The 26,974-nt window shown below is 44.3% G+C and carries 35 protein-coding genes and 1 tRNA gene; 8 read left to right on the top strand and 28 right to left on the bottom strand.

The features are described from left to right. Window positions 1-26 precede the first annotated feature (26 nt). The 3 genes from ACX9NY_RS02945 to ACX9NY_RS02935 form a co-directional block, all read right to left on the bottom strand. Window positions 27-1,058, bottom strand: coding sequence for a FecCD family ABC transporter permease (locus ACX9NY_RS02945; protein WP_339235805.1), 1,032 nt, complete (start codon window positions 1,056-1,058; stop codon window positions 27-29). A gap of 2 nt (window positions 1,059-1,060) precedes the next feature. Next, window positions 1,061-2,116, bottom strand: a complete 1,056-nt coding sequence (locus tag ACX9NY_RS02940) for a FecCD family ABC transporter permease (RefSeq protein ID WP_339235807.1) — start codon at window positions 2,114-2,116, stop codon at window positions 1,061-1,063. A gap of 272 nt (window positions 2,117-2,388) precedes the next feature. Further along, window positions 2,389-3,126, bottom strand: a complete 738-nt coding sequence (locus tag ACX9NY_RS02935; protein ID WP_339235809.1) for a glycerophosphodiester phosphodiesterase — start codon at window positions 3,124-3,126, stop codon at window positions 2,389-2,391. A gap of 231 nt (window positions 3,127-3,357) precedes the next feature. Here ACX9NY_RS02935 and ACX9NY_RS02930 point away from each other — a divergent pair, with 231 nt between their 5' ends. Beyond that, entirely contained in the window at window positions 3,358-3,624 is a 267-nt protein-coding gene (locus ACX9NY_RS02930; protein ID WP_091014158.1) for a hypothetical protein, read from the top strand. A gap of 217 nt (window positions 3,625-3,841) precedes the next feature. Here the strand turns inward: ACX9NY_RS02930 and ACX9NY_RS02925 are convergent, their stop codons facing one another. The 5 genes from ACX9NY_RS02925 to ACX9NY_RS02905 form a co-directional block, all read right to left on the bottom strand. After that, entirely contained in the window at window positions 3,842-3,970 is a 129-nt protein-coding gene (locus tag ACX9NY_RS02925; RefSeq protein WP_255319930.1) for a hypothetical protein, read from the bottom strand. A gap of 119 nt (window positions 3,971-4,089) precedes the next feature. After that, on the bottom strand, window positions 4,090-4,674 hold the full coding sequence (locus ACX9NY_RS02920) for an LOG family protein (protein ID WP_339235811.1): 585 nt from the start codon (window positions 4,672-4,674) through the stop codon (window positions 4,090-4,092). Between the two features lie 232 nt (window positions 4,675-4,906). After that, window positions 4,907-5,326 (bottom strand): hypothetical protein, encoded by a 420-nt coding sequence (locus tag ACX9NY_RS02915; RefSeq protein ID WP_315937091.1) that lies wholly within the window; start codon window positions 5,324-5,326, stop codon window positions 4,907-4,909. 19 nt (window positions 5,327-5,345) lie between these two features. Continuing rightward, entirely contained in the window at window positions 5,346-6,014 is a 669-nt protein-coding gene (gene ung / locus ACX9NY_RS02910; RefSeq protein WP_339235817.1) for a uracil-DNA glycosylase, read from the bottom strand. 254 nt (window positions 6,015-6,268) lie between these two features. Next, entirely contained in the window at window positions 6,269-7,489 is a 1,221-nt protein-coding gene (locus tag ACX9NY_RS02905; RefSeq protein ID WP_472477001.1) for a MalY/PatB family protein, read from the bottom strand. A gap of 249 nt (window positions 7,490-7,738) precedes the next feature. On the opposite strand from ACX9NY_RS02905, the gene ACX9NY_RS02900 reads away from it, so the two are divergent. Further along, window positions 7,739-8,446, top strand: a complete 708-nt coding sequence (locus ACX9NY_RS02900) for a helix-turn-helix domain-containing protein (RefSeq protein ID WP_017687366.1) — start codon at window positions 7,739-7,741, stop codon at window positions 8,444-8,446. Window positions 8,447-8,601: 155 nt separating this feature from the next. On the opposite strand, the gene ACX9NY_RS02895 is transcribed toward ACX9NY_RS02900, so the two are convergent. Next, window positions 8,602-11,523, bottom strand: a complete 2,922-nt coding sequence (locus ACX9NY_RS02895; RefSeq protein ID WP_472476999.1) for an insulinase family protein — start codon at window positions 11,521-11,523, stop codon at window positions 8,602-8,604. Window positions 11,524-12,256: 733 nt separating this feature from the next. Between ACX9NY_RS02895 and ACX9NY_RS02890 the strand changes: the two genes are divergently transcribed. Beyond that, window positions 12,257-12,430 carry a toxin-antitoxin system HicB family antitoxin gene (locus tag ACX9NY_RS02890; RefSeq protein WP_472479199.1) on the top strand — a complete coding sequence of 58 codons (174 nt, stop codon included), beginning with the start codon at window positions 12,257-12,259 and terminating at the stop codon, window positions 12,428-12,430. Window positions 12,431-12,512: 82 nt separating this feature from the next. Here ACX9NY_RS02890 and ACX9NY_RS02885 read toward each other — a convergent pair whose 3' ends face one another. The 8 genes from ACX9NY_RS02885 to ACX9NY_RS02850 form a co-directional block, all read right to left on the bottom strand. Continuing rightward, entirely contained in the window at window positions 12,513-13,088 is a 576-nt protein-coding gene (locus tag ACX9NY_RS02885; RefSeq protein WP_472476997.1) for a hypothetical protein, read from the bottom strand. Next, window positions 13,082-13,402, bottom strand: a complete 321-nt coding sequence (locus ACX9NY_RS02880) for a hypothetical protein (RefSeq protein ID WP_342570651.1) — start codon at window positions 13,400-13,402, stop codon at window positions 13,082-13,084. The genes ACX9NY_RS02885 and ACX9NY_RS02880 overlap by 7 nt, the downstream gene beginning before the upstream one ends. Further along, window positions 13,399-14,130: a hypothetical protein gene (locus ACX9NY_RS02875; RefSeq protein WP_342570652.1), complete on the bottom strand. Its 732-nt coding sequence runs from the start codon at window positions 14,128-14,130 to the stop codon at window positions 13,399-13,401. The genes ACX9NY_RS02880 and ACX9NY_RS02875 overlap by 4 nt, the downstream gene beginning before the upstream one ends. Window positions 14,131-14,467: 337 nt before the next feature. Beyond that, window positions 14,468-14,680 (bottom strand): hypothetical protein, encoded by a 213-nt coding sequence (locus ACX9NY_RS02870; RefSeq protein ID WP_342570653.1) that lies wholly within the window; start codon window positions 14,678-14,680, stop codon window positions 14,468-14,470. Continuing rightward, window positions 14,677-15,012, bottom strand: a complete 336-nt coding sequence (locus ACX9NY_RS02865; RefSeq protein ID WP_472479197.1) for an N-acetylmuramoyl-L-alanine amidase — start codon at window positions 15,010-15,012, stop codon at window positions 14,677-14,679. The genes ACX9NY_RS02870 and ACX9NY_RS02865 overlap by 4 nt, the downstream gene beginning before the upstream one ends. Next, on the bottom strand, window positions 14,954-15,145 hold the full coding sequence (locus ACX9NY_RS02860) for an N-acetylmuramoyl-L-alanine amidase (RefSeq protein WP_472476994.1): 192 nt from the start codon (window positions 15,143-15,145) through the stop codon (window positions 14,954-14,956). The genes ACX9NY_RS02865 and ACX9NY_RS02860 overlap by 59 nt, the downstream gene beginning before the upstream one ends. Before the next feature lie 534 nt (window positions 15,146-15,679). Beyond that, window positions 15,680-15,868, bottom strand: coding sequence for a hypothetical protein (locus ACX9NY_RS02855; protein ID WP_342570657.1), 189 nt, complete (start codon window positions 15,866-15,868; stop codon window positions 15,680-15,682). Window positions 15,869-15,909: 41 nt separating this feature from the next. Next, window positions 15,910-16,083 (bottom strand): hypothetical protein, encoded by a 174-nt coding sequence (locus tag ACX9NY_RS02850; protein ID WP_472476992.1) that lies wholly within the window; start codon window positions 16,081-16,083, stop codon window positions 15,910-15,912. Between the two features lie 405 nt (window positions 16,084-16,488). Here ACX9NY_RS02850 and ACX9NY_RS02845 point away from each other — a divergent pair, with 405 nt between their 5' ends. Next, window positions 16,489-16,836, top strand: coding sequence for a hypothetical protein (locus tag ACX9NY_RS02845; RefSeq protein WP_342570659.1), 348 nt, complete (start codon window positions 16,489-16,491; stop codon window positions 16,834-16,836). Here ACX9NY_RS02845 and ACX9NY_RS02840 read toward each other — a convergent pair. Further along, a complete protein-coding gene (locus ACX9NY_RS02840; protein ID WP_342570660.1) occupies window positions 16,833-17,084 on the bottom strand; it encodes a hypothetical protein in 252 nt (83 codons plus the stop codon). The genes ACX9NY_RS02845 and ACX9NY_RS02840 overlap by 4 nt on opposite strands. A 100-nt stretch (window positions 17,085-17,184) precedes the next feature. On the opposite strand from ACX9NY_RS02840, the gene ACX9NY_RS02835 reads away from it, so the two are divergent. Then, on the top strand, window positions 17,185-17,442 hold the full coding sequence (locus ACX9NY_RS02835; RefSeq protein WP_342570661.1) for a hypothetical protein: 258 nt from the start codon (window positions 17,185-17,187) through the stop codon (window positions 17,440-17,442). A 390-nt stretch (window positions 17,443-17,832) separates the two neighbouring features. On the opposite strand, the gene ACX9NY_RS02830 is transcribed toward ACX9NY_RS02835, so the two are convergent. Both ACX9NY_RS02830 and ACX9NY_RS02825 read right to left on the bottom strand, forming a co-directional pair. Further along, window positions 17,833-17,918: transfer RNA gene (locus tag ACX9NY_RS02830), tRNA-Leu, on the bottom strand. A gap of 235 nt (window positions 17,919-18,153) precedes the next feature. After that, window positions 18,154-18,603 (bottom strand): hypothetical protein, encoded by a 450-nt coding sequence (locus ACX9NY_RS02825; RefSeq protein WP_339256380.1) that lies wholly within the window; start codon window positions 18,601-18,603, stop codon window positions 18,154-18,156. Between the two features lie 207 nt (window positions 18,604-18,810). Here ACX9NY_RS02825 and ACX9NY_RS02820 point away from each other — a divergent pair, with 207 nt between their 5' ends. Next, window positions 18,811-19,035: a hypothetical protein gene (locus ACX9NY_RS02820; RefSeq protein WP_339256381.1), complete on the top strand. Its 225-nt coding sequence runs from the start codon at window positions 18,811-18,813 to the stop codon at window positions 19,033-19,035. Between the two features lie 116 nt (window positions 19,036-19,151). Here the strand turns inward: ACX9NY_RS02820 and ACX9NY_RS02815 are convergent, their stop codons facing one another. Both ACX9NY_RS02815 and ACX9NY_RS02810 read right to left on the bottom strand, forming a co-directional pair. Continuing rightward, window positions 19,152-19,634, bottom strand: coding sequence for a NucA/NucB deoxyribonuclease domain-containing protein (locus tag ACX9NY_RS02815; RefSeq protein ID WP_339256383.1), 483 nt, complete (start codon window positions 19,632-19,634; stop codon window positions 19,152-19,154). Between the two features lie 109 nt (window positions 19,635-19,743). Next, window positions 19,744-20,892, bottom strand: coding sequence for a sensor histidine kinase (locus ACX9NY_RS02810; RefSeq protein ID WP_339235832.1), 1,149 nt, complete (start codon window positions 20,890-20,892; stop codon window positions 19,744-19,746). 309 nt (window positions 20,893-21,201) lie between these two features. Here ACX9NY_RS02810 and ACX9NY_RS02805 point away from each other — a divergent pair, with 309 nt between their 5' ends. Together ACX9NY_RS02805 and ACX9NY_RS02800 are read left to right on the top strand one after the other, a co-directional pair. Further along, window positions 21,202-21,396 carry a DUF6199 family natural product biosynthesis protein gene (locus tag ACX9NY_RS02805; RefSeq protein WP_223868844.1) on the top strand — a complete coding sequence of 65 codons (195 nt, stop codon included), beginning with the start codon at window positions 21,202-21,204 and terminating at the stop codon, window positions 21,394-21,396. Window positions 21,397-21,540: 144 nt separating this feature from the next. Then, window positions 21,541-22,764: an MFS transporter gene (locus ACX9NY_RS02800; protein WP_339256385.1), complete on the top strand. Its 1,224-nt coding sequence runs from the start codon at window positions 21,541-21,543 to the stop codon at window positions 22,762-22,764. A 39-nt stretch (window positions 22,765-22,803) separates the two neighbouring features. On the opposite strand, the gene ACX9NY_RS02795 is transcribed toward ACX9NY_RS02800, so the two are convergent. The 6 genes from ACX9NY_RS02795 to ACX9NY_RS02770 all read right to left on the bottom strand — a co-directional run bounded on the left by ACX9NY_RS02795 (window position 22,804) and on the right by ACX9NY_RS02770 (window position 26,909). After that, window positions 22,804-23,133 (bottom strand): DUF1904 family protein, encoded by a 330-nt coding sequence (locus ACX9NY_RS02795; RefSeq protein WP_339235837.1) that lies wholly within the window; start codon window positions 23,131-23,133, stop codon window positions 22,804-22,806. Window positions 23,134-23,292: 159 nt separating this feature from the next. Continuing rightward, complete coding sequence (locus tag ACX9NY_RS02790; protein WP_253439256.1) at window positions 23,293-23,412, bottom strand: YjcZ family sporulation protein; 120 nt, start codon at window positions 23,410-23,412, stop codon at window positions 23,293-23,295. 116 nt (window positions 23,413-23,528) lie between these two features. Beyond that, complete coding sequence (locus ACX9NY_RS02785; RefSeq protein ID WP_339235839.1) at window positions 23,529-24,203, bottom strand: hypothetical protein; 675 nt, start codon at window positions 24,201-24,203, stop codon at window positions 23,529-23,531. 170 nt (window positions 24,204-24,373) lie between these two features. Next, a complete protein-coding gene (locus tag ACX9NY_RS02780) occupies window positions 24,374-24,553 on the bottom strand; it encodes a hypothetical protein (RefSeq protein WP_339235841.1) in 180 nt (59 codons plus the stop codon). A gap of 138 nt (window positions 24,554-24,691) precedes the next feature. Further along, window positions 24,692-26,248, bottom strand: coding sequence for a tetratricopeptide repeat protein (locus ACX9NY_RS02775; protein ID WP_339235844.1), 1,557 nt, complete (start codon window positions 26,246-26,248; stop codon window positions 24,692-24,694). A gap of 235 nt (window positions 26,249-26,483) precedes the next feature. Beyond that, window positions 26,484-26,909, bottom strand: a complete 426-nt coding sequence (locus tag ACX9NY_RS02770; RefSeq protein ID WP_339235847.1) for a hypothetical protein — start codon at window positions 26,907-26,909, stop codon at window positions 26,484-26,486. Window positions 26,910-26,974 lie beyond the last annotated feature (65 nt).

The following is a 26,974-nucleotide window of genomic DNA, read 5'->3' as shown; positions in this document are numbered from 1 at the left end:
TGCAATCACACAACAATGATTACGTTCTATTTCGTCTTGCTTAAGAGATACAGGAAGTATGGCGCACCAATAATGGCAACCAGGATACCCGCAGGAATCTCAGAAGGCTGCAGGATGACACGACCCAAGGTATCTGCAACCAGTACGAGCAATGAACCGATCAGGGCCGATGCAGGTAACAGGAATTGATGTTTTGGACCCACCAGACGACGCGCCAAATGCGGCCCGATCAGCCCCACAAAACCGATTCCCCCACTCACAGATACACATGAGCCGGCAAGACCTACAGCAGCGGCAAGCAAAATAAGTCGCTCACGCTCAACCGGGGTCCCGAGTCCGCTGGCAGTCTGGTCACCCAGATTCAGCACATTCAATACTCGTGCCTTATACAGAACAAGCGGTACAAGAATGATAAGAAACGGTAGTAGAGCCGTTACAAACTTCCAGTTTGAACCCCAGATGCTGCCTGCCATCCAGGTTGCTACAAATTGATACTTTTCCGGACTAAGCCGTAAGGTAAGCACGATCATGGCAGAACTGATTCCCGCAGCTACCCCGATCCCTGTAAGCAACATACGCGTAGGCAGGATGCCCTCTCCTTTTTTGTAAGAGAGAACGTAGATCAGAAATGCAGCAAAACCGGAACCGATCAGGGCCAGAATAGGCAAAAGAAATACCGGCGCTGCTGTCGTTGTCGGGAAAAAGGAAACAAATAACATAACGACCAGACCTGCACCTGCATTAATCCCGAGGATCCCCGGATCTGCCAGTGCATTCCGAGATACCCCCTGCAAAATACTACCTGATAACGCAAGTCCTGCTCCGACCAGCACCGAAATCACAATACGTGGCAAACGGAATTCAAACAGGATCAATTCCTGTTTCGCCGTGCCTCCACCAAACAGGGTACGCATCACTTCAAGCGGCGACAGCTTGGTAAAACCCGTATTCATGCTCACTACAAAAGCCGTAATAATTAATAGGGCAAGTACAATGAGAACAATCGTACTTTTGGTTCTCTTCTTGCGCTCTGCTCCAACTATTGTTGAGGATTCCATCTTTACAGAGTCCTCCTTTCTTTACGTGCCAGATATAGGAAGAATGGTACCCCGATAAGGGCAACCAATGCGCCAATTGGTGTCTCGTACGGCGGGTTAATCATACGTGCAGCCAGATCCGCAAATACAAGCAGCAAACTACCCATCACAGCGGAACATGGGATAATCCAGCGATAATCGACTCCAACCAGCTTCCGCGTAAGATGGGGAATAATGAGTCCTACAAAACCAACCGCACCAACCACCGACACAGCCGTACCCGCAAGAATCAGTACAACAATCAGACCTATGAGCTTGATCAGCCCCGTACGTTGCCCCAAGCCCACCGCAATATCTTCTCCGAGACTAAGCAGAGTAATGGAACGGGAGATAAGAAGACCTGCGATTAGTGCCGCGAGTACCCATGGGAACATGATTTCAAGTTGAGACCATTTCGTTCCCGCTACACCACCGGCTGTCCAGAATGCCAGATCTTGTCCAATTCTGAAATACAATGCAATCCCTTCACTGAGTGCCGACAACATCGCTGATACTGCTGCACCTGCAAGCACAAGGCGTAGTGGTGTTAGACCCGATTTGGAAGCTGCACCAAAACCATACACCAACAGGACACCAAGCCCTGCCCCAAGGAAGGAATACATGATGATATACATAAATGGCAATCCTGGGAAGAAAGCAAAACAAACTGCAAGCGCAAATCCAGCTCCCGCATTCAGCCCAAGCAGACCTGAATCGGCCAGCGGGTTACGAGTCATGCCCTGCATGATTGCACCAGCCACAGCGAAACATGCACCCACCATGGCTCCTCCAAGAATACGTGGTAACCGAATCTCCCATATGATCTGGTGAGGGGTCAACTCCGGATTGAAATCAAAGATGGCTTTCCAGACTACACTAAGCTTAATATCAGCAGCGCCAAAAGAAATGGACAACGCCATACCCAGAGCGAGTAGCAAAATTCCCCCTGTAAGAATAAGTGTGGCTGCCCACGGACGAGTGTGAATCTTCGCTGTGGGTGAATCCGGATTATGTTTTTCTGGTGAAGCTTGTGAACTCATACGCGCCCACCCTCGTTATGAGTGGAGCTCTTCAAACCTATGTACATAACAATCACCTCTCTATAAATACCAAACTTTAATGATATTGATTCTCATTCCCATAGACCATTGTAAGTGAATCTATAGGCTCTGGCAATGGACAAATAGGACATGTTTAATGCATATATGAAGATTTGCACATAATTTCACACGCAAAAAGGCCATGTAGGAGCCAAAAAGCTCGAACACAGCCTTGTCATTACATATGTAGAACATATAAAAAACAGACTCGTTTAACGGGCTGGTACCTTAATTAAGGAGGCCAGGACATCTGGAGCATCGGTAATGATTCCTTGCACACCCATGTCAATCATGGCCTGCATCTCGGCAGGATCGTTCACTGTAAATGGATAGGTAACAATGCCATGGGCCAGTGTAGCAGAAACATCTTGTTGTGTGACTGCCAGCTTGTAGGGATGAAGGCCGGAAGCTTCGAGTTTGGCTGCATAATCATAGGGACGGTACAACTTTTCCATATATAGAAGTGCTGTACGGATCTCCGGGGCAAGACGTTTACATCTCACGAGCGAAGCATGATTGAAACTGGACAGCACGACCTGTTGCTCCAGATTCCAGTCCCGGATCGCCTGTATAACCTTCTCTTCCATCCCCTTATAACTCACAATACCATTTTTCAATTCCAGATTAAGCAGCGTTCCTTTCCCCTGTACGAGCTTGAATAACTCCTCCAGCGAAGGAATACGCTCCCCGGCAAAATCGGCATGGAACCAGGATCCGGCATCCCGGGTGCGCAATTGATCGTAACTTGTATCCTTAACCCAGCCTTCTGCGCCACCAGTTCGGCTTAACGTCTCATCATGAATCAGTACCAGTCTGCCATCACTCGTCATCTGCACATCGGTTTCAATCCCTGTTGCTCCAAGCTCCAGACTCCGTTCAAAAGCACTCATCGTGTTCTCCGGGCATACGGCAGATGCACCGCGATGGGCAATTATCTCCACGTTCCTCATTCCAGCGCCTCCTGTGTTCAAGCTTCACTCTATGATCATCACTATAAACACAGTTTGTTAGACCTGTATTAACGGAGCGTATAATGGGTTGCCTGCTTCGCTAACACTAGCGGCCAAGTTGATTATCTAACGGGCTGGGGATTCACTCATTTTTGCGAACTCAATCTGAAAATCGACATAACATAGTATGAACGATGGAAGCACCGAACTCCGCTATAAGGAGGTTGACTATTGAATCCCTCAAAGAAAAAATCGATACCTACGCGTGCTCACACATCCCAGTTACAGTCGGCTTCCAGGCTTTCCAGATCATCTGTCCATATCAAAAACAAATCCGGCAAGACGGCTAATCAGCGTTCTTTTAACTCCACTTCATCAAGCACACTGGATCAGCTGGCTATTGTTGCAGCAATACTATCCTTAATTGCAGCTGCCATCGGGCTATATATCGCCTGGAAATCGTTAAGTGTTCCGGATCAAACTGCTGTGGTAGTGTAGACTACTTGTTGCGCAGCTATTGGCTCAGGAGGCTTTCTCCTGCTTCTGAACTTATTCAGGGGCAGGTTTTTGCTTTTTCAATTACTCAACGTATTCTGGAAATGTCAAAAAACCGTTCCCCTGAAACGCCGGCATATACCGGCGTCTCTATGGAAAGGTCATTTTTATTCGGGCGCTGCCTCTGCAACGTCATTCCCGTCCCGGGATACTGACCGAATTACAGAATGAATGTGCGTGAGATAATAACCAACAGAATGAACAATACAAGAATTGCACCTGTCGATGTCCATGCTCCACCACCGAAGCCTCCGCAATACCCGTAACCTGTACCTTTGAGTTCGCTCATCAGTGACACTCCCCTCTTCATCAAAGTACACTATAGACTATGTCCGATAGCGCAACTTGCTTGGGCAGTTCGAAAATTCTCCCGAGGAGTGATTGGGTACAGGCATTCTTCTTATGCACTCATTTCCCGTTAAGTTGTGACCACTTCTGAGTCAACTCTGCAGGAATATAGGATGACATTTGCTTGATCAGTTCAGCCGGATCCGATTCCAGACTCCACAGACTCAGATGCGAGGTGTTAGAGAATCCCTCCTGTACACTATGTTCTACCATCTTCATCAGCGGTCCATAATATCCGTTGACATTCAATAAGCCAACAGGCTTACGATGAATGCCGATCTGTGCCCAGCACAGTACCTCGAATAGTTCTTCAAATGTACCCATACCTCCGGGAAGCGCAATGAAGCCATCGGATAATTCAGCCATCGTAGCCTTGCGTTCATGCATGGTTCCCACTTCAATCAGTTGTGTGAGCCCTCCATGAACAACCTCACCCCGGAATAATCCCGTAGGCATAACCCCGATTACTTCTCCCCCTTGCTCAAGAGCAGCATCGGCTACTGCACCCATCAGACCCATGCAAGAACCACCATAAACCAGCGCATACCCACGATCGGCAATCTGTTTGCCAAGTTGAACAGCCTTCTCTGTATAATCGGGGTGATTTCCCGGATTGGAGCCTGCAAAAACAGCTATACGTTTCAATGGATTTCACTCCTTCTCATGATCTATCTTAATAGTATACAACATGAATGTTATGGGTATGTACAACAGGTTAACAGAACCCATGGACAAAAAAATACCCGACCGTTTGCAGCCGGCCGGGCTCCCATTTCAGTACACATCAATTTAGAAGGGGTTGTTACTACCTAATATACAGAACAAACATTAAATCCGTATGATTTTTGCATGAAATGAGTATTAAATCTTCGTATATCTAACGTATGCCACGGCGTGAACGTACGACAAACATATGCTTGTCTTTACGAAGAACCCGACCATCTGCAAGTTCAACCTGATCCTCGTCATGACGCAGAATCGTTGTGCATAACGCTACAATTTTGGCCCGGCGCCAGATCATAACCTGTGACTTGAAATAGATTGCATTTTCGAACTGAATCGCCTTTTTCATCACATATCCAACCTTGTGCACTTCAGAACGTGCTTTCTTTAAGGGAAGACTCTCTTCGGGAAGAGGTCTGATCATTGCGATATTGTCAAACGACACCTTAATCCGTTTCGGTCCGATCCGCACACATTCCGCTTCTTCATCCCACTCGACCAGCGTTCCCTTCAATGGCTCCCGTATGCCTGTTGCACGATATACCGCTACTTTTCGTCCTATCCAATGTCGCAATGTTCTCACCTCCATCTGTCTAGTTTTCAGGTATCTTCCAATCGATCGGTTCAATACCTTTGGAGGTCAAGAATTCATTGGCTTTGGAAAAGGGACGACTGCCGAGGAATCCGCGATGCGCAGCCAGTGGACTGGGATGTGTAGACTCCAGTACCAGATGTTTGTCCCTGTTAATAAATGCACCTTTCTTCTGGGCATGACTGCCCCACAGCATAAAGACCATTGGCTCTGAACGTTCATTCAGCGCGCGAATGACAGCATCCGTAAACGTCTGCCAGCCCAATGCCTGATGCGAGTTCGGCTGACCTTCACGGACCGTGAGAACAGCATTTAATAACAGAACCCCCTGCTGAGCCCAGTGGACCAGAGATCCGTGATTCGGAATTGGCAGGCCCAGATCGGCCTGAAGTTCCTTGTATATATTTTTCAGAGAAGGAGGTACGCGTACCCCCGGTCTAACCGAAAAGCTTAATCCATGAGCCTGACCCGCACCGTGATAAGGGTCCTGACCAATAATAACGGCCTTAACCTGATGATATGGCGTCAGCTTCAGTGCGGAGAACAAGTCTTCTTTCGGCGGAAAGACCGTCTGCGTCTTGTACTCGGCGGCGAGGGTATAACGAATTTTGTTAAAATATTCGGCTTCCGTCTCTTCCTGTAGCACCTTGTCCCAATCGTTTCCAAACATATGTATAGGCTCCTTTCCCCTGATGAATGCAATTACGTCCAGCCCAACTACCGGGCTCTTCCTTCTGAGAGCCGCATGTCATGCAACTCATAGACTATCCACCATTTTAACATAACCGGGGACAGCAGACCAGAATCGTGCATCAGGGTATACGTTCACCTCAAATTAAACCTTGTTCTTGCTGCGTTCAGTATAATCATCCGAAAAAGTCACCTCGTTGTTGCAAGATGACTTTTTCGGATGACTTGATGACGTTATACTTGAACGGGCACCTCTTCAACTTCTTTTACAAGCACACTACTGATTCTCCGTAATCCTTCCTGAAGGACAGAACGCGGACAAGCCAGATTCAACCGAATACAGCCCTCACCATTCGCTACAAACATGTGACCAGCTTCGAGCAATACACCCGCTTGCTCTGCGAAGAATAACGGTAAACTTACATTTTGGGGAGCATATGCCGAGATATCAATCCAGGCCAGATATGTGGCTTCCGGGATGTGAAAAACAGCCTGTGGCAGATGCTGCTTCACATACTCTTCCACGCAGGTGAAATTGGCGTCGAGATAACTTTTTAACTGTTTCAGCCATTCATCACCCATTTCATATGCCGCTTGCGTAGCAGCAATGCTCAGTGGGTTTTTGAAACCATAATGGCGTGCCTGCCAGATGTCTCGAAGTGCCTTATTCGGAATGATGACGTTGGAGAACATCAGACCAGCCATGTTAAATGTTTTGCTCGGAGACATGCATGTAATGATTCGATCCGTATCCGGGAACAGCTTCGCAAGTGGCGTATGTCTTTTGCCAGTCCGCAGCAGATCACAGTGAATTTCATCCGAAATAATCCATACATTGTTCCTCAGACAGATCTCACCCACACGTTGTAACTCTTCCGTTGTCCAGACGCGTCCAGACGGATTATGGGGGTTGCAGAAAATACATACCCTTACCTTCTCATCCTTGGCCTTGGCTTCAAAATCCTCAAAATCAATCGAGTAACGCCCCTGCTCATTGTGCATATCTGAACATACCAGTTCAAGATCATTATGCTCCGCAGCTGACTTGAAGAAACCATAAGACGGGGTAACAATCAGTACTTTCTCATCCGATTGACAGATATACTCCACCAGTTCATACAAAGTGGGGATGATCCCGTTTGAGGTCTCCAAATACTCCTTCGGGAAGGACCAGTCATAGTACCGTTTCATCCAATTCGAGACAGCTTCATAGTATGCCGGATCAAACACCTGGGAGTAACCCATAATTCTGCGGTCCAAACGTTCCTTCACTGCATCCAGAATCTCGGGAGGTGTGGCGAACTCCATATCTGCAATCCACATGCGAATGAATTCTTCGTCCTTAAATGGAAATGTCATATCTTCTGAAGCGTTAAAAATATATTGACGGAATCCATCCGTATTCATGGCATTTGTTCCTGTGCGATCTATAATCTCATCAAAGTCATATTTCATAGCTTCTGCTCCTCTGTCTGCTCAACTTTTCATTGTCGGTTCATGTCGTATGAGATCTATTATTCCATGACGTAGAAATTGCATCAAATGCAATACAATCTATCCTAACGAAACAAATAAAGTTTATTGTTTCCTCAGAATAGGTTTTTTGTCGAGAAAGTGATATATTTCTCATATAACATCATTTTTATGAATGACTTTCATCATTTTCACGTACTCTCAAGAAACATTGCATAAGGAGAACCGGTTATGAACAATATCAATCAGGAAGTTGGCAAGAAAATACGAAACTTTCGGAAGTGGCGGGGACTGACCATCCAACAGCTGGCGGATCAGATCTTTAAGAGCAAGGGCACCCTGTCCAAATATGAGAGCGGAGATATTACACTTGATCTGGTGACGTTACATCATATTGCGAACGCGCTCAACATTCAGGTGGAGCAACTCTTGTACCAAGAGCCCAGACACGCTTCTCCCTTGATGAATGCGGTTCCGTCCAGCTTTTTCAAGAACTCCACCCGTTTCTATTCCTACTTCTATGACGGGCGTAACAACAGTCTCATTCGTTGTGTCATTGACATGATGGCTCAATCGGATGCCAACCGTTATCGCACCGTGATGTATATGAATGTGAAGGATTTTGAGAACTATCAAGAATGCGAGAATATGTACTGGGGCCACACCGAGCATTATGATACACTCACCACGCTAATTTTGAAAAATCAGGCCACGCCGCTGGAGAATCTATATATTAATATTCTGGCATCTTTTCAGGAATCGGAGAAAAAGTGGGGACTGATGGCTGGTGTCTCCTTCAGACCTTTCATGCCAATCGCGCTCAAAATGTTATTCTCCAGAACCCCGCTGCCCGAGAATCAGGAGTTGTATAATGAATTGAAAATCTCAAAGGAAGATCTGCGGACTTTAAAAATATACAACATGCTTGCTGTCACTTGAACAATGCAGCGTGTCAACCATTCTCATATGGGAGGGGATAGGCGCACCTCATTGCTACCCGTTAAAAAAGGCACTTCTATAAGCTGTTAAACCAGCTCATAAAAGTGCCTTTTGCATTTGACGCCTATTGAATCGAAAATCAGCGAGACTAACGTTTAGTTTTTGATTAAATCCAGCGTCTCGTCAAACATTTGCTTCTGTTCCTCGATCTTGTTCTCATTACCGATCACACAGCGCTGTTGCTGTTCAAGTATGTCTGATAAGAGCGCAGCAAAACCGATAATGTCACTTTCCTTCGTGCTTAACACTTCGTCCCGCTCCTGTTGCAGATCCGCTTCAGTCACATTCGACAGATAACACTCCAGAGAGAATGCCCCTTCGCCATAAGGGGTTCTCGGCGTATCCAGATCCTGGATCGCACCAATAATATAACGTGTCATTTCCCGCTCGTCTGCCCGGAAATCGGTTAAATATTGCGGTATCTCTTCATATACTTTGTACGTTTTAGCGAGGTTCGGATCACGGTACGATGCAACGTAGCTGTCTCCGTTCCGTCTGAAGCCTGACATACAGCCATAAGCTCCGCCTTTGGCCCGAATATTGGTCCATAAGTAATCCAAGGACAGGATGCCCTGCAAGACCCGTAGTGAACCGGTGTATTGATATCCTTTGTCGATGTAATTGCCCGTTTGCACCACGTACTGCACCTCTGACGGGGAACGGAATCCTTCCTTATGAGTAGCAGGTAGGAACGTAAACTCTTCCTTGGCAACCTCATGTGTGAATAGCTTCGCTTTCAGATCGGATACCTGTTGCTCCAGTCCTTCATATCCCTGCTCATCGGCAGTGTAACTGACAAGCAAGTTCTCCGGTCTGAAAATATACCCCGTCAACTCTTGAAGGCTGGAAGATAACTCTTCTTTTCTAGCCTCAAAGTTCGCCTGAAGATCCTCCAACCACTGGTAAAAGGCAATGCCACTTACCGCTTCCCTGAAATCCGCAACCGCTGAATGTTTGGACGAAGACCGTCCAATTCCCGCAGAGTGTCCACTATTGATCAGATTACGTTGCAGATTACCTTTCATCTGAGAGATGATCTCATATAACCGCTTCGAATTATCGAATCGGGATGTGAACACAATTTCCTGGATCATGTCAAAGGCAAATCCAAGCTTGTCATACAACACTTTCGCGTTGAACTCATAGGTGGCTTTGAATTCATTGTGCTTATGCGCGTTGGCATACGATCCAATCCCGCTATGAATACCGCCCGAATGGATATGAATCTCATTGGACAATTCATTGAAGGAGTAGTTTTGAGTATCCACGTAACCCAGTACATTTTTCAGCAATCCTGCATACGGCAGCAGATGACGTGGCACTTCTTTGATATCGAACAGCAGTCTCAGATAACCAATCCCGTTCGTGTAGAGGTTATGGTGCAGAATGGTTGTGCCGTCGACCTGGTTCACCGTTTGATGCAACGTAGAAGCTTTGGGATCAATATCTTCAATCGATAACGTCGGAATGACCTGCTGCTGCTCTTTGGTTGAAGGTGTATTCTGATATTCGGCGAGTGCTTCCGTTTTCTGAATCAGTGTCTGAACTTCTTCCTCGCTAAGTCCGGCCTGGATGGTTTTCAGCCGTTCTTTCAACGCTTCCTCCTTGCGTGAGTTCAGCCCCTTATCCGGGGTAAGCGCTACGAAGGAAGTATGTGTGTTCTGCAAAATATATTTCTCAATAAGTTGCTCGAAGTAACCTTCGTTCATTTTTGTCCGCAGCTCAGCAAATACGTCATTAGCCTCCAGATGAGTGAATGGTGCCTCCTCATCGTACAGCCAGCTTTGCAGGGAGGAGAATCCGTAGATCAGACCCTTCGGCATTCTGCCATAGTCTGCTTCTCTGTGATTGAACTCATACGAGTTAATGCCTGCAAGGAGCGCCTTAGGATCGAAGCCTTCTTTCACCACACGCTCAAGCACTTCTTGGACCGTTCCCAGGAAATCCTCTTTGCTCTCCAGATTGCTCTTCTTCAATCCGACGGTGAACACAGGCTGATACAGGCTGTCATCATACGAACCGTAGACATCCTTCGCAATGCCCTTATCCAGCAAAGCCTGTTTCAATACCGCTCCCGGGGCGTTCAGCAAGGCGTATAACAAAATCTGGAACGAAATGTTCAGTTCCTTGTCCAGACTTGTGCCAATCACCGCATTATAGGTCAAAAAGCTGTTATCCACTTCGGATTCCGTACTTCCCGCAGAGTAAGTCTTAACTGTGTCTACCCGTTCTGCAAAGGCAGGTTGAAGTTGGATAGCCGAATCAATCTCGATTCGATCATATGCACTCAGATAGTTCTCATCAAGCCATTGCAACTTCTCTTCCATATCCATATCCCCGTAGAGATAGATGTAACTGTTGGAAGGATGATAGTATCTCGTGTGGAAATCCAGCAGCCCCTGATAGGTAAGATCCAGAATAGCTTCCGGGAATCCGCCAGACTCGGAGGAATATGTGGTATCCGGGAAAAGGGAGTTCAGCACTTCTCTGCGCACCATACGTTCCGGTGAAGAAAAGGCACCCTTCATCTCGTTATATACAACTCCGTTGTAAGTTAACTCATCATCAGCCGAGGTCAGATTGTAATTCCAACCTTCCTGCAAAAATATCTTTTCATTCTCATAAATATTCGTATTCAATACCGCGTCCAGATAAATATCCATCAGATTATGGAAGTCATGATCATTACGACTCGCGATCGGGTAGATCGTCTTATCGGGATACGTCATGGCGTTAAGGAATGTATTCAAAGAACCTTTCAGCAACTCAACAAAAGAATCCTTGGCCGGAAATTTCTTGGACCCACAGAGCACGGAGTGTTCGAGGATATGGGCTACCCCTGTATCATCTTCCGGGGGTGTGCGGAAACCGATACTGAATACTTTGTTGTCGTCCTGATTGGACAAAAGTACGATTTTGGCTCCGGATTTCTGGTGCTCCAACAGATACGCATCCGATTTCAGTTCTTCAATTCTGCGCTCCTGTAACACCTTGTATGGCTTAAGCTGTTTCAACATAAACTTGAGTCCTCCGTCCATAAGATTGTTTTATTGGTTTTGTGACTCTACATAAGTTCAAATATGGTTATTTACACAGGCACTCCGATGACAGAACAACCTTCCGATCGCTGTTATCCCCAGATTTTTTTGATTCCCTATTAAACGGGAAAATCCGGGGATAAAGGCGCCCGCTTCGCTTCTTCAGGTTATTTCTGTCCTCTCCGTTATCGTGTAAATGTGTAGTTGAACTTATATCGTTCAGCAAGGTAAAGGTAATATATGCCTATGGATAGTATACACCATTGTTCCGTCTCTTCATAAAAGTCAGATAAATGTACCTTCTGATATGTATTATGCAGTGTTTATGTTTATGAACTGCATGGTATAGTGGTCTGTTGTCGCACACATTCATATTAAAGAACACAAAAAAAGATCGCATGCAGCTTGGTTAAGAAGACTCCGGCATCACATTTATGGATTAGTCAGAAACAATCGCTTGCACTTCAATTCCATTTCCAAAACCAAAAAGGAACAACCACTAAATGCGACTTACGTCAAAGACGGACCGAATCGGGGAGTAACTCCTCCCCTTCCCTTAATTCACATCACATTCTAGTCTAAAACTGATGGCAAAAAAGAATTTAGCGTACTACATGGCCCTCGCATAAAAGGACGAGAGCGGTGACTATTTCTTTGCAACTGTTGCGGAATTAGTTGGATGCCAAAGCAACGAAGATACTTTTGCTGAAGCATACGAGAGTGTTCGAGAAGCTATGGAGGGTTATTTGGCAGGAAGCTGGAGTACGGCGACGTCATCCCTGAACCGATCGGAGAGGACGAGTACAGCAGGAAATTTAACCTGCGTGTTCCTAAGAGCCTGCATCGGCAGTTGGTGGAACGTGTGCTGCGGAAAGTGTTTCCTTAAATCAGTATTGCCTGTATAAATTGAGCAGATAAACAAAAGAGCCCTGCTGACCTATAAAGGTTAACAGGGCTTGTTTGATTGTTTAGCCGGCTATATCTGTGCGCATTGACTGTACACCAGAATCTTCAGGACGCATCATATGGACAGTTAGTTTACTTAGGAATAAATAATAGCCCAGTTTGTTCAGTGAAGAGAATTTCTGAATTTTCCCTGCCGTCATTCCACCTTCAATAAGCTTTCTTGAATATGAATTAACTAGACTTAAATCTACTATGTAGTCATCTAAATCAGCATCTGGAATATACAGCAAACGATAATTTAGATTATTTTTCATTGCATGTATATCACCTGTAATTTTAGATAAGGGTACCAGTGGAGCAAATAGAATAGAGTCATCATTCTCAGCATCACATGTGTTTGAAATCAGCATCCCCTTCGTAGACAAAGTTGATTGCTCACCTTTTTCATTAAATCTCACAAAGGGGATATTTCCAATAATATCCCCTTGAGAGAGGAATTCAAATGGCTGAGCCAAGCAAAACTTTGTGTGACGCCCTAAAGTCTCAAACTGACGAATTGAACGCTTTACTTCTTCCCTAGTGTACGGAGAGATTGAGGGAAACAGTTCTTCTACAAATTTCACAAAATCTGTTAGCATAAATCAAAGAAGTTTCTACCAGTTGGCACAAATAACTCATCTAGTGCTTTCTCGTAGTTCTCCGCTTCTTCTTTTGTAAAGTCCCTCATTTCAGGAAACAGCTCTTGGGCCTCCGTTACCCAACTTTTGTTCTTGAATGAAATCACATCAGGCGTCCCTGTTTTTTCTTCAAAGCTGAATTTACCAATGTTATTCTCCATAGGGCTGAATGATGAGCTTGTTGAAGCAATACCGGACATTGAAGTCAAAGTAGTCAGTATTACAGCAGCAGATTTAAGGGCGAAAGATGAACTACTATTCATTACACTCATCATAATTCAATCACACCTTCCGTAATCATTTTTGGCAGCTTATCCTTTACAATACGTTCCATTATATTGTAAATCGCATCAAGTGTGTCTGCCTCAGTTCGATAAGCGTTATCTCTGTTGAAAAGATATCTGTCGTTAATATCAATAGATACTCCCAGTAAGTTAGACTTTTCAACTATAGACACCATTTCTTGCGGATTCATTCCAATTCCCTCAAAGAATCTGATATTTCTGAAAACAAGATTGACGTAATACCGATCTTCTAATACATAGGCCAATTTGTATTCAATATCAAAAGGCTCAGTATTGGATCGGTAATTAAGAAATTTGTCCTTAATCACATCAACCGCAAGCTCACTATCAATAGGAACAATACCTTCAATAGTCAAGCCAGAGAACAGTGCCCCATCTACTAAATATGGGCTCATTGTATCGTTCAAAAGATCTGCTCTCTTCTTCAGATAGTTCAAACACTTTTCAGGATCTGTGTTAAACGCTTCATCGAATTGCACATTAACTTGAGCATTGCTTAGTGATATTTCTATTTGGGAATGCCCATTTATAGAACTTGCACTAAGCCTCGTCAACATTTCAGGAGCATTGTCAGGAAGAGCTATAACGTTCATTGCAGAGTAGTAAGCTTGTAAATTCTCTTCAATATCGAAGGCTCTTTTCCTTAAATTATCAATCCTAGGGAAAATGGTATTAAATCTGCCAGTTTGAATTAACATTTCAAGTTCTCCAGTCCTATTGTCTTTGACACAAGTATAAACAATCGAACTAGGGATTACAATTAAAACTATTCCTTTTTTATCCACTTTTCATCTTTTTAAAACACCTCCCTCCTGTTTCTTTAATTATTGTACTCCCCTTCTTTGATTAACTTCGTTTACTTAAGGCTTGTATTTCGGCTTATTTGTGGCTGAATTTGGGACGAACAGAGACTTAAAAAAGAAAAGGGGCCCCGCCAGCGTATGCCAGTCGAGCCCCATTTACCGATTCTTTCAGATTTTAATATATACCACCTCAGTTACCCTTTTTGAGCAATATAGCGTAACATCCTACTAATCACAGCCCCAAGCCTCTCCCGCGTAACAGTTGCACCTGGACGCGTGCCTTCAAGAATCCTTTATCCGTTACCTCAGCCCACGCCGCTACTTCCCATTTGCTTGGTACGTTAATGTTTCGCTCCTGAGTCACTGGCTTGTCCTCCTTCGTTTTGGCCAGCCCCAGATATGTAGCAATCCCTTGGACATGACCATCAATGATTGCATCAATCACACTGACCTGCTTGAGACGATCGCCTCCGCGGCCACATCGACAAATAAGTTTTCCGTTAATAGGGCAGGTATCTTGGATTCACTGACCATGTGCAAGTTCTGCTCCTTGATGCCACGATCAATACCCCCGACCTCGTCTGTTATGGCCTTGTATAGACGTTTTGAAGCTTGATGCTGTTTTGGGATGCCAAAGTATATCGGCAGGACTTCCTTGCCCCCACCAGCGTTGCAATGGATGGATACAAGGATATCAGCTCCCGCAGCATTACTTTGCTTATCCGCTCCTTCTGTTCCAAGAATACGTCTTTGGCCTGGACAGCAGCACCTGTACATTCTCATAATAGGTTTCCAAACGTTCCTTAATGCTGAAATAAACCTTCAACGCAATATCCTTTTCTTGAATATCGTTTGATAATGTCCTTGGGTCTTTGCCACCATGTCCTGCATTGATCCATACTTTAAACATCTGTACCAGCTCCCTTTTTTGTCTGCTACACCAAATGAATTACCGTACACAGCCACAACGCCTACCTGGATGCCCTGTAACACTCTCTCCACTCTTAGACTAAGCATCAGGATAAAAAATACAATAGCTACAACTGAAACGTATAAATGATGGTCCAATCCTGTACCTTGGGCGTTTTCTTGAGAATGTACACGATCACCCAGCAGGCTGCCAATACGATAAGTAGACTACTACCATGAATCAATCCTTGAATAATGTCCCATTCAACACTACATCCCCCCTAACTTAATTCCGGTCCATACAGCCGCTACAATCAGTGCTGTTATGCAAGTTAATACCGCAGCATAAACGGTACGTTGTAGCCATTTTTGATCCTCGTCACGCTTATTTAAACGTGTCAACACATCGGCCACATTGCGCTTGGCTTCATGAGCTACATCGGTTGTCTTCTTCAATTTGCTTCAAGTTTAACGAGTCTCAGACCCGTTTGCTGCACTGTCTGCAACGCTTCTTTGGAAATCTCTCTGACCTCCGCTAAGCCTGGAGCCAAGCCGCAAGCGGCTTCAACGCTTCCTCGATCCGCGCCAGTTGAACCTTCAAATCGACAATCGTATTCACATCCTGCGCCCGCATGTCCTTCACACCTCCTGGTATGGCTTCCATATGCCAATCCACCGTCTCTATCTGAATATAGAAAAGCCCTCTGACCACTCCAGAGGGCATAGGTATTTTCCACCTCAACGTCTACAATCTCTTGGCCTCTTTTAGGGCTCCGATAACTCCGGAAAATTATTTTTGTATTCAGAAAAAGAGGACATCACCACACCTAACTTCTTGGCAATATCCTCCTGAATCATTCCATCACGAGCCCAGGCTTCGATCAGCAGGAGTTTGGGTTCTACGGGGGTCTGATATTTACTTTTCCATCCTCCTGCCATCTAAGTCAGCTCCTTTATCTATTTGACTAAAAGAAATTTCAGTTAAAGTGTTTATTAACAATACTAGCTGTCTTATAGGATCATTAACTTGAACCTAAAAACAATATCACTTCGTATAACATTGTAATAAAACAAAAAGGAGATGATTCAGTGTCATCATTTATATTTTTCGGGCCACCCATCATAATTTTCCTTATTTTCACACTAATTGATCTCTCGAACTTTAAATGGGTTCATCTAAAATTACGAAGGCCCTCTAAAAAATTCGTTAAAGGAATTCCTTTAACACATGAAGAATACAAATTGTCCAAAATAAACTCTGATTTTTTCAAGTATTATCATCAGTACGAACTAGAATCATTACGAAACTTCGAAAAAGAAATATTGTTAAAAAGTCCTAGGTATATGGAAAACAACCAACTTTCTAGTTATTTCATTTCCTTGGTAACTGTTTTCAGCCTAGTTATTGCTGCATTCGCAACGATCTCAAGCATAATAAATTCCGATCAAACAATATATCTAGTTATTTTTACAGGTATCCTCGTTGTCACACTTGCTGCCTATTTTATGGCAGATCTAACAACTAAAACTTATAACGCTAATTTAATGGATCGTCATTTAATCGTAATTCGAATAGTTATCCATGAAAAAGAAAAAGAATTACAGCTCGAAGAATTAAGAAAAAAAGAAAGCAAAAAAATTCGTGAATCTAGACTACGGAAAAATATTAAAAGCACCCCGAAGGATGCTTAAAAGTTCAACCCTAATATTTTATTCACATGATCAGCATGCTCTGCTTGTTCTTTAGCATCTTCTTCAGTTTTCTGCTCTCTGGAGACAACTCTAAATGCCTTAACATTTTTTATGTTAATGTGTCGTCCAGCAAAGTTAAACCAGTCGGATTCAGTCAGCAGCTTAGCTAAGCTCTGCTCATCTTCCCAAACAAAATCTATGGTCTCTTGATCACCCGAAATAAACTCGAATTCAACCACCACTTCCATTTACACACCTCCTCCCGTCGATTCTTGTATCATTTCGACGGATAGAAGGATTCACCTCTTTTGGTGTCGAAAAAACTAGGACAGAAGGAGGTGTTATGTTATGTTCCAATCTACAATAGAATTTAATCAAGCAATCTACACAATTTTGAAAAACGTTCAAAATGGAGATACTGATTTCTTTGCTAATTTGGATCTTGAAGATCTCGACGCATATGATGCTCTTGAAAAAGCTGTGAATTTTGGCTATCTCCTTGGCGTCAGTGCAAGACTTGGTGCGGGCGGATCTGTTATGATCTCCAAATCAAATCCTCGTTTAAGTTACGAAGGTTTGGATTTCGTTGAGAAATTTAATAAATAGAAACTGACCGATATAAAAAGAGTCACGTCATATGCAGGCACTAGCTTGCACGAACGTGACTCTTTACTTTTCACCACAATAGCATTTTAACACGGCAATTAAGACTATGAGTCCCCGAATTATTTTTCCAATTTCAAATATATCCGCATAGCCTTCTCACGTCTTCGATAGAACTAGGCCTTTGATACGCGTGTTATGATTTTTATCTCTTGCCAGCTCTTCTTCTCGACAAACGCCTGTTTCAAAAGTTCAACATATTGCGGTTTGTAGTCTTCCAGCAACTTTATCACCTGGTCCACTCGCTCAATCCCTGTGACTCGGGCAATTTCAATCCAAACTATAAAAAAAGAAAACTCCTTATGTATCAAGGAGTTTCCTTTTCTTAATGTATGCCGAGGACCGGGATCGAACCGGTACGGTAGTCACCTACCGCAGGATTTTAAGTCCTGTGCGTCTGCCAATTCCGCCACCCCGGCAGAATTATGTATTTCTTGGCGACAAGAAATATCTTACCATGAACTAATCAACTTTGCAACACTTTTATTAAAAATAATAAAAAAATGAAACAGGCACTGTAAGCGTCAGCTCACAGTGCCTAGAAAGTCCGAGTTGCGGTCCCGGACTTCCGGTAAACCAATCTATATTAAGGGAGGTGTGAGATAAGAATACCTCCCCAACATTAAAGAAACCTAAAATCAGCCTTAAATTAAACTAAAAAAGTAAAATCGGTCGAACACGGGCCGCCTCTTCCTCACTGCACTCCACGATAACCAAGATATGGTCCTTTAACAACCAATCTTCATAATACCGTGCGTCTTCTTCCGAGATCCCCGCTTCAGTCAGTGTAAGCACCAAATCATCGGTCTCACTCCCAATCTCATTACCAGCGAGCCTGCGTACTGCTTTTCCGATCGACATCGTCTGATCCATCCGTTTCCCCAGACCAGCCAATATCCCTTTTAGCGCGCCAAAGGCACCATCCGTTCCTGCACCTTTTAATGGTTTGGGCAGCCCCGTCTTCTCGCTCACCAGCTCGAGATTAAGCTGTTCCTTCGCCACGGCTCCCAGATATTTATCCTTGATGCCTTCCTCTTTAGCCTTATTCAGCATGATTATAGCCTCGTTCTCGGTACGGGCCAGCCCAATAATCAATTGTGTCATTCCGTTCCCCTCCTTTTACCCTAATATAACCCCGTAATCCCCATTCAAAAACGGATCATCCACAGCTAAGACAAATCACCTAGAAGAATGTTGATTTCTCTTCTGGAAATCTATACCTAGTTCTGATAGACTAGATAAAGAAGACAAATTAACCATTGAAAACATTGACATATGGATTTAACATCTCATAATCAGGAGCAATGACTTATGAAAAAAGAGGTAGAAATTGCCATCCGGCGCAAACAACAGATCATGGTTCGCAATACAAGCGGTCAGACGGTAACCGGTTATCCCGAGCGAACCGCTGATACATCGATTCTCTCCTTACGTACCGTTCACGGAAGTCTGTGGATACCGTTTGATGAGGTTGAACATGTTACACGTCTGTTAAGCATCCGGTCTCATCATTTAAGTGGAATGCAACTCGTATAGTCGGTTCTGTAATCCTAGAAACTTAGTTCCCGTATAGATACGTTAATTAAATCTATTTATGCCAGCACATCATACCAAAAAACCAGACGCATGCACGTCTGGTTTTTCTCTTTTTGTTACTTCACTACAAACTTCACTCGCGTTCCATCCGGATATGTACTTAACTGATTCCCTACCCATGAACCTGCACCACGATTATCCTTCGGGGTAATGTATTGGATATCTGCACCTGTCCCACCCTCAGCGCACATCGCCATAGGCCACTCGTCACGATCCTTACCTTTTTTGACCGGAACACCCTTGAGTGATAGATCCCGATTGGCCTCAGCTCCACTACGATCAATGGTGCATACATCCGAATGCCCTGCCTTAATGGCAGCTTTAATATGATTGGCTGTTTCGGGATAGCGCTCAGAAGGAAACGTAATGGTATGGTCTACACTCTTATTCGTTCCTCCGAATGGGTTAGGTATCTCCTCCGGCCATTCTCCCCCCGCCCAGGCGTAGAGGGCTACCAGCAGCATCGCTACCAGTGTCAGTAACTGCTTTTTGAAGCCTTGTTTACCTTTTCGTTTTCGTCCAGTGCGTCTCTTACTCATGCTGTGTCTCCCCCATTCAACATTAGCATTATAACAGAACGCCCGTTCGCAAAACAATAAAAAAAATAAAAAAAACAGCCGAGACCTCCCGGCTGTCCTGCTTGTTTGATTATCCTACATTGGGAATGGCCTGTTGGCGCAGTAAAGGCAGTGTCACCTCAAACTGTGTACCTATTCCCTCGGTACTCTCTACTGTAATCTGGCCATTCATCAGTTCCAGCAGTTCTTTGCAGATGGTCAGCCCCAGCCCGCTTCCGCCAAATCGACGCGCATGGGAGATGTCCGTCTGGGTAAATGCATCAAACAATTGTTCGATCTGATGCTGAGGAATGCCAATTCCCGTATCACGCACAGAGAATACCAAAACTATGGTATCCATGATTTGTTTCCTCACATCCACCTGTAACTGCACTTCACCTTGTTCCGTGAACTTGATCGCATTACTCAGCAAATTATCCAGTACCTGCCGAAGTCTTAGCGGGTCGCCGATAAGCACATCGGGAACATTCAGATCAGCATGACAGAGCAAACGTATGTGTTTATTCCGCGCTGCAGGCTCATGTGTCTTTACAATCTGTTGAATCAGCTTCAGCGGTTGAAACTCAATGTTTTCGACATCCATTTTGCCTCTGCCCAGTTTCGCCATATCCAGGCTATTGTTAACGATGTTAAGCAACGCCTCACTCGATTGACGTGCAAGCTCCAGATATTCTCTCTGCTCATCCGTAATTTCACCCATACTGGCAAGTTCGATCATTCCCATAATGCCGTTGAGCGGGGTACGAAGCTCGTGATTCAGCTTTCCGATGAATTCCAATTGCCCTCTGCTGTTCATCTCAGCCATGGAAGTTGCGAATTTTAACTGTTGTTCGGCATACTTCCGTTCTGAGATATCATATTGAATGCCTACAAAATATAAACACTCTCCAGATTCATTAAAGATCGGATCAATATTCAGTTCGTTCCAGAACTTCTGGCCACTTTTTGTATAATTTAAGATATCAATCTTAATGGACTGCTGTTTCTTTAATGCGTCACGAATCTGCATTACTGTTTCGGGGTCTGTGTCCTGTCCTTGCAAGAATCGGCAATTCTGTCCTACAGACTCTTCATACGTGTATCCTGTCAGCCGAGTAAAGTGTTCGTTTACATACATGAGCGGAAGCTCAGGCAAGGTAGCATCGACCACGGTCACGGAGGATTTCACTTTCGAGATGATAAATTCCCACTGTAATGGGAGTTGATTATGTTGGCTCATGCCTTCCTCCTTCATCTCACACACGTTAATGTTTATATAGTCTGTATTCGTACATTATATGGAGATACAACTAACCAAATGGTATGTGTTGATATTGGAACAATATATTTTAATTGTAACACAGTTATTCAAGTCGTGTGGTTTATGGGTAATAGTTGATAACTAACATTCGACATTAACCTATCTGTCATCAGGAGGAATACGCATGAAATTTCTGTTAATCATCATCATTATTATTTTGATCGTAGTCTTTTTTACCAGACGTAAACGTTAAGATGAGATTGTTATGTATGTAAGTAAGAAAGGAAGATGGGTATGAGAACCCTCTTTTTTATATTCATGGTACTCTGTATCATCAATTTCTGTTTCCCAAAATTCGGCTGGTATCTGCGCTATGGCTGGATTTTCCGCGGTGAGGCCGAACCCAGCAGGCCTTATATGACGATGGTAAGAACGACCAGCCTGCTGATGTTACTTATCGCCTTCACACTCACTATGGCATGAACGTTAACCATTAGAAGATGACTGCCCTGTTGGGCAGTTTCTTTTTTTGTGCTGAAATGACGGGAAAATGATAACTTTGTTTGTGGTGTAATGATGACAATGCCCGTAATATAGATATATCGTTTCGGAAAGGACATCACTGGCATGAACATCGCATTTTATCCGTATTGGGCCGCCAAAACGCTGCTCTCGCTTATTAATGTCATATATATCATGGTCATTACTACGTTGATTTACAGTCACACTGGATCGGTACTCTATGCTGCAATGTTTCCACTAATTCAGATCATTACACATATAACAGCAGGTTTCACTTTGTCATTACTTGTGAACCATTTCCCATTCTCCAAACTATTGATCCGCATTTCCATAGCCAAAACATTCATCATGACCTGTGTAGCCATTTCATTGAGTCACTTAATTTCACAGCTACCGCTTCTATTGATCGGCATGGCCGTACTATCCTTTTTGAATGGATGGGAATCTCTGTTACTGAATGCTTTGACACCACAATTGGTTCAGGGAGAAGATCTTGCAAAAGCCAATAGCCTCCTCATTTTCTCCAACCAGACTGTAACCATTGTCGGTTACGCCATGACGGGATTCGCCGTGATGAACTGGGGGGCGTCACAGACTTTCTGGGCAGCTACAAGCCTGTCCTGGGCCGTTCTAATTTTCCAAATTGCCCTTGGCTCGCTCACACGCGGTATAGAACAATCCCAGGAATCTGATGTACCGCGTCACGAATGGAGGGAAGGCTGGAGTATGCTCCGGAAGAATCCAACATTACGACTGATCACGCTTATGGACATTGCCCAGGCACTTGCGGGTTCGATCTGGATTGGAGCTATAACGCTGGCCTTTGCAAAAGAAGTTCTGGCACGAGGAGAAGGCTGGTGGGGACTTATGAACTCGAGTTACGCTGTTGGAACCATGCTTGGAGGTATGCTGGCTCTTGCACTGGCCAAACGGATTAGGAAGCATTTAATCGCTAGCATGACCATGTGTTCTCTTCTCTTGAGCATGCTGACCATCGTTTATGGTATAAACAACCTGCCATGGCTCGCTCTGGTGTTATGCATTATCATGGGTCCAGTTCATCAGATTCGTAATCTGGCTCAGCAGACAGCGCTTCAGAACAGTGTCCCTGTCGAATCTCTAACCCAGGTATACGCCACACATGGCGTCCTGATCTCCACGGTTACGAGTGTGTCCATAGTTATCTTTGGTCTAGCCGCTGATCAGCTGGGCGTTCAATGGGTGTACCTCATTGGTGGAGCCTTATTCCTCGCGTCTGCAATATGCTCATTATTACTCGGCACGGTTCACAGGAGCCAGCCCATTGCTAAACATACGAAAAATATGTAAATCAAAAAGACGAGCATCCTCTGCTCGTCCCATACAATCTCAATCCAATCGATAATCTGTCAGCGGCTTGCCTTGTTTATAGTACAAGGTGGGTGACAATATGTTGAAGAAAATATGTACATCCGGCATGTACGCTTCTTCCAGAATAGCCTGCAACGACGATGCAATCCGGTTATGGACCTCCTGATCACGTTGAAACATCAAAATCTCTATAGAAGCCGGAGAAGGTGTTAGCGCTTGTACATCATGACGCTCTGCCTTCATTCTCTCCCGTGGAATATGAGTAATAAGGGCCATCTGCTCTGTAATTTGCGGTACAACTTCCTCTAGTTGAGGACCTGTAAATCCTTTAAAGCGAATAAACGGCATTGCTATCCCTTCAATCTCTGTTAATAGTCTCTTATGTGATTTTAAGCACATTGTTTTCAGTTGTCAAATGTCATGGATGACATATGTTGTTTCTTATTTATAGGAAAAGCCCCGCTGAAGTCTCAGCGGAGCCACTGTTTACACGTTACTATACGTGACTTACAGCCAGAAAGATTTTGTGATGATCACGAGCAGGATGAAAAGCACGAGAATCGCACTTGTAGAAGTCCATCCACCGAATCCACCAACATTGCCACAACCGTATCCAACTTGACTCATTTGATTGGCCTCCTTTGAATTTCAAGGTATGCCATAACATATGCGTATTCTGTGCAAGTGACCGGGCGAATCGGCAAGTTCAACAGCCCATTCATCTTGGATTCATACCCGTTATTTTAACTGGATGGGGCGATGGAGATTTTCAATTGTTTTTCTTCTGATTCCTTAGATGAAGGCTCCGTAATTCCTCTGTCTAGAAGGATTGTACGAGTACGTGTATCACTTCGGGATGCCAGAACAACCTCGCCATCAGGTGTTATACAATAGGAAATTGGAATGGAGATCTCGCTGTCGCGGTAGGAACCATCCGCATGGCTTGTCCCCATGACAATACAATGCTGCTGCATGGCGATCTTACTCGCCTCTTCAACCCACTCACTGTACTGCTCTTCACTGAACATCCCCACACCAATGGAATGCATCACAATATCCACATTTCCTATACTCTCGTTGGAAAATCCTTGCAGGACAAGCTCATCACACAACAACGTGCTTATTTTCCACCCCTGTTCCACGATCGTCTCAGCAGGTGTATATTTAGCTTTCTCCAATACAATCTCTCCAGCTTTACTGATGATGATCGATCGGTCCTTCGGACGTTCTTGCAACCTGCGATGACCTGATACAATCATGGTTCCGTATTCAGCCGCCAAGCGGCAAGCGTCTTCGACATTCTGGTTGAGATAACCTTCAGGATAGAATATTATATCCGCATCTGGGTGTTGCTTAAGTTCGGCTTCAAGCTGCAGCAGATGCTGTTCCAGCCTGGGTTGTCCAATGATAATTTTCATTCGGTATCCCCCGTTCAATAATAAAAACCGGTTCATACCTGAATAAGGTACGAAACCGGCTTAAAGGTTGTACGAGCAGTATTCATGCGCATCGTATTTGCTTCAAGAGTAATTGATTCTCATGTTATTGTTCGATAAATCAATTACCTTTACAGTTCAGTGCTATGTAGTTAGGCATTTCTACGTTCAATACTATCATATATAGCCTGCCCATCATAGCTTCGATCTGTACCGATGTCTTTCACAAAGAGGGCGCTGCCTGCGGCACTATTCGCATTAACAGACAGCACGCTAAACGCACCCACAATCCACATTAATGGATATAATGCAACGGATAAGGCTTTTTTCATACCGTTGTCTCCTTTTCTGTTGAAATAGTTGATTGGTTTAATATCCCATTAATACGATTAAAACCCAATTAGGTTTCAATTTTATATACAACCATCCCTATTTCTATACATATAGGAGACAAGACTACAATGCTCCGTTCAGATTAACTCAAAACTCTGGAGCAACGCTGCCGCCTCTTCATGTTGCGGTTCCAGAGCGAGCACTTGATGGGTATAGGAAAGTGTTTCTTCTTCCAGTTCAAGTTCATAACAGCACACGGCCAAGTCGTACAAGACGGCTGGATTATGGTTACTTGGATCTGCAACCAATGATATCTCCAGAAACCGTTTCGCATCCTCATACATATACATTTCATATAATAGCTGCCCTGCCAGAAATGCAAGCCCCCCTTGCTGTTCCATCACATAATAGGACGACCACATCGTATGAATACCAGACTGAATATCGAGCATTTCCTCATCACTTGCATCAGGAAGAAGACTGGAGATGTGCGTCGCACTATGGATTAAGAACTCAGCGTCATATCCACCCAGACGCCAGAACGGCAATATATGCTTCAACTCCATAGTCTCTATTTGAGAGTCTACCCATTGTTTCATGCTAAAAAAGTCATCCGGTCCGAAACGTTCCACAAATCGATGATAGGCCAGACGTGTGTTCACGAAACTGATTGGTTCATCCACCATCAACATGCACCCGACATTCAGATCTTTATAATGATGTGTTGTGAATCGAGTATGTGCTCCCTGTTGTTCCAAAACATATTGAATCGCATGGTAGTTGGCTGTCAAAGAAAAACTTCCATGAAGAACGAATTCAGGTGGCTCTGCGAACTTCCAGTTATCCAGACGATGATCCCCTTTATCAGCAGTAATCAACACATAACCTGACTGCGACAGCTTGTTTAACCGTTCAAGACAGGACAAGCCAATTGCGGGAAAAAGGATGTGCGAGTCCTCCAGCTCCTCTTTGTACAATGTGATAAGGCTCTTGTATGGATAGTTATCTGCACTGTATTCAGGCGCCCGGCGATACTCATAACTGAGCGTCATGTTCTTCAACATCTCAGCGGGATCCAGATCATGACGACGATCAGGAGACTGAACGAGCAGATCACACTCATATATCTCGCCAGACCCAATATAGATTAGTTCCTGCGGAATGCTGTCAAAAAAGTAATTGGCAATCAGCAACAACGGTTGTTTCAGATCACCGGGCCGTATAACCGTGCCTGCGACGACCAGATTTAATTCTGTATCCTTTACAGCGTCAAAACGTGCAAAATCCACTATGCCTTGTTGAATAAAGGATTGCATGGATGGATGCTCTTGCCAACCGAGCACATTCTCCGCTACAAGATCGGTCATTACATATCTGAAAGGTGGTAACTGTATTCCCGCAAATTGTTTGAGTTCCAGCAGCTTCAAGAGAATTTGATGCGCCAAACGCCCGACTCCTGCCCCAAGTTCCAGAATGGTGACGGTCTCGGTGATCTGTCCCTTGTTCGCGAGATCCTGAAGAAATCCAAAAATCATCTCTGCATACGCCGTGGCAATCATCGGATTACTGGTAATATATTGTGGGACTTGATTCTCTGTCCAAGCTTGCAAGCCCTTCTGTTCATAATAGGCTCTCTGCCAATCCCAGACCGGAGCTTCACTGTAACGAAAACGTTGACTTTCATTTGACGTCATTAAAATGGAAACCTGCTTTCTATCACTAATTTCATAAGATTCTCGGATGTTCTAGACACTACTTATTTTCAATGCCAATCAATCTCTGTACATGCATTATATCATAGAACCCTGCCTACTCGATGAAGATCAGTTTCCCCTCTTAAACACGAAAAAAACCTGCTTTTGAGGGCAGGTCTGTGAGTCTTTTCATTAAGAAGACTATTAATATATTTTTAAAACAAGGATGGTAACATTAGTCCGAATACAAAGCTCCCTCAAAGTTTTCAGGTCCTACACGGATCGTACCAAGCAAGTTGGAGCTGATAAATGCCGTGTACGTCAATTGAGGGGTTACTGGCGGATCGAAGTCACTTGCCGAGAACGTAATTACCTGAGGTGCCAATACACTTAAATTGAAAGTTGAAGTTGCCGAATATATAACTGGGTCTGTTGACAAAGTTCCTCTGACAATCGTAATCGTTATACCCACGAGTGCCAGTGGCAGTTGCACAGATACCGTTCCCGTAAATTGCACCCGCGGGTTAGCTCCAATACTGCCTCCTGTGATTAGACCGATCTGGCCAAATAATTGTGGCGTGTTAATAACAAGGATTGGTATTGCGATCGAGTTCGCCAAGCTCGCATTCTGCGAAGTTCTTGCATCAATAAATTGACTCATGAAATCTACCTCCTATGGGTTGGGATAAGGTAGTATATGCGAGATTTGAGATATGGCATGGACAT

Source organism: Paenibacillus sp. CB74, assembly GCF_055687625.1.
This window is presented reverse-complemented; position numbering and strand designations above follow the sequence as displayed.

Excerpts from the sequence above, each read along its gene's own strand:
- ACX9NY_RS02945 (WP_339235805.1), bottom strand. The coding sequence starts at position 1,058 with ATGGAATCCTCAACAATAGTTGGAGCAGAGCGCAAGAAGAGAACCAAA.
- ACX9NY_RS02940 (WP_339235807.1), bottom strand. The coding sequence starts at position 2,116 with ATGAGTTCACAAGCTTCACCAGAAAAACATAATCCGGATTCACCCACA.
- ACX9NY_RS02935 (WP_339235809.1), bottom strand. The coding sequence starts at position 3,126 with ATGAGGAACGTGGAGATAATTGCCCATCGCGGTGCATCTGCCGTATGC.
- ACX9NY_RS02925 (WP_255319930.1), bottom strand. The coding sequence starts at position 3,970 with ATGAGCGAACTCAAAGGTACAGGTTACGGGTATTGCGGAGGCTTCGGT.
- ung (WP_339235817.1), bottom strand. The coding sequence starts at position 6,014 with ATGTTTGGAAACGATTGGGACAAGGTGCTACAGGAAGAGACGGAAGCC.
- ACX9NY_RS02905 (WP_472477001.1), bottom strand. The coding sequence starts at position 7,489 with ATGAAATATGACTTTGATGAGATTATAGATCGCACAGGAACAAATGCC.
- ACX9NY_RS02900 (WP_017687366.1), top strand. The coding sequence starts at position 7,739 with ATGAACAATATCAATCAGGAAGTTGGCAAGAAAATACGAAACTTTCGG.
- ACX9NY_RS02895 (WP_472476999.1), bottom strand. The coding sequence starts at position 11,523 with ATGTTGAAACAGCTTAAGCCATACAAGGTGTTACAGGAGCGCAGAATT.
- ACX9NY_RS02885 (WP_472476997.1), bottom strand. The coding sequence starts at position 13,088 with ATGCTAACAGATTTTGTGAAATTTGTAGAAGAACTGTTTCCCTCAATC.
- ACX9NY_RS02880 (WP_342570651.1), bottom strand. The coding sequence starts at position 13,402 with ATGATGAGTGTAATGAATAGTAGTTCATCTTTCGCCCTTAAATCTGCT.
- ACX9NY_RS02875 (WP_342570652.1), bottom strand. The coding sequence starts at position 14,130 with ATGTTAATTCAAACTGGCAGATTTAATACCATTTTCCCTAGGATTGAT.
- ACX9NY_RS02865 (WP_472479197.1), bottom strand. The coding sequence starts at position 15,012 with ATGTACAGGTGCTGCTGTCCAGGCCAAAGACGTATTCTTGGAACAGAA.
- ACX9NY_RS02860 (WP_472476994.1), bottom strand. The coding sequence starts at position 15,145 with ATGTTTAAAGTATGGATCAATGCAGGACATGGTGGCAAAGACCCAAGG.
- ACX9NY_RS02855 (WP_342570657.1), bottom strand. The coding sequence starts at position 15,868 with ATGCCCTCTGGAGTGGTCAGAGGGCTTTTCTATATTCAGATAGAGACG.
- ACX9NY_RS02850 (WP_472476992.1), bottom strand. The coding sequence starts at position 16,083 with ATGGCAGGAGGATGGAAAAGTAAATATCAGACCCCCGTAGAACCCAAA.
- ACX9NY_RS02845 (WP_342570659.1), top strand. The coding sequence starts at position 16,489 with ATGGAAAACAACCAACTTTCTAGTTATTTCATTTCCTTGGTAACTGTT.
- ACX9NY_RS02840 (WP_342570660.1), bottom strand. The coding sequence starts at position 17,084 with ATGGAAGTGGTGGTTGAATTCGAGTTTATTTCGGGTGATCAAGAGACC.
- ACX9NY_RS02835 (WP_342570661.1), top strand. The coding sequence starts at position 17,185 with ATGTTCCAATCTACAATAGAATTTAATCAAGCAATCTACACAATTTTG.
- ACX9NY_RS02825 (WP_339256380.1), bottom strand. The coding sequence starts at position 18,603 with ATGACACAATTGATTATTGGGCTGGCCCGTACCGAGAACGAGGCTATA.
- ACX9NY_RS02820 (WP_339256381.1), top strand. The coding sequence starts at position 18,811 with ATGAAAAAAGAGGTAGAAATTGCCATCCGGCGCAAACAACAGATCATG.
- ACX9NY_RS02815 (WP_339256383.1), bottom strand. The coding sequence starts at position 19,634 with ATGAGTAAGAGACGCACTGGACGAAAACGAAAAGGTAAACAAGGCTTC.
- ACX9NY_RS02810 (WP_339235832.1), bottom strand. The coding sequence starts at position 20,892 with ATGAGCCAACATAATCAACTCCCATTACAGTGGGAATTTATCATCTCG.
- ACX9NY_RS02805 (WP_223868844.1), top strand. The coding sequence starts at position 21,202 with ATGGGTATGAGAACCCTCTTTTTTATATTCATGGTACTCTGTATCATC.
- ACX9NY_RS02800 (WP_339256385.1), top strand. The coding sequence starts at position 21,541 with ATGAACATCGCATTTTATCCGTATTGGGCCGCCAAAACGCTGCTCTCG.
- ACX9NY_RS02795 (WP_339235837.1), bottom strand. The coding sequence starts at position 23,133 with ATGCCGTTTATTCGCTTTAAAGGATTTACAGGTCCTCAACTAGAGGAA.
- ACX9NY_RS02790 (WP_253439256.1), bottom strand. The coding sequence starts at position 23,412 with ATGAGTCAAGTTGGATACGGTTGTGGCAATGTTGGTGGATTCGGTGGA.
- ACX9NY_RS02785 (WP_339235839.1), bottom strand. The coding sequence starts at position 24,203 with ATGAAAATTATCATTGGACAACCCAGGCTGGAACAGCATCTGCTGCAG.
- ACX9NY_RS02780 (WP_339235841.1), bottom strand. The coding sequence starts at position 24,553 with ATGAAAAAAGCCTTATCCGTTGCATTATATCCATTAATGTGGATTGTG.
- ACX9NY_RS02775 (WP_339235844.1), bottom strand. The coding sequence starts at position 26,248 with ATGACGTCAAATGAAAGTCAACGTTTTCGTTACAGTGAAGCTCCGGTC.
- ACX9NY_RS02770 (WP_339235847.1), bottom strand. The coding sequence starts at position 26,909 with ATGAGTCAATTTATTGATGCAAGAACTTCGCAGAATGCGAGCTTGGCG.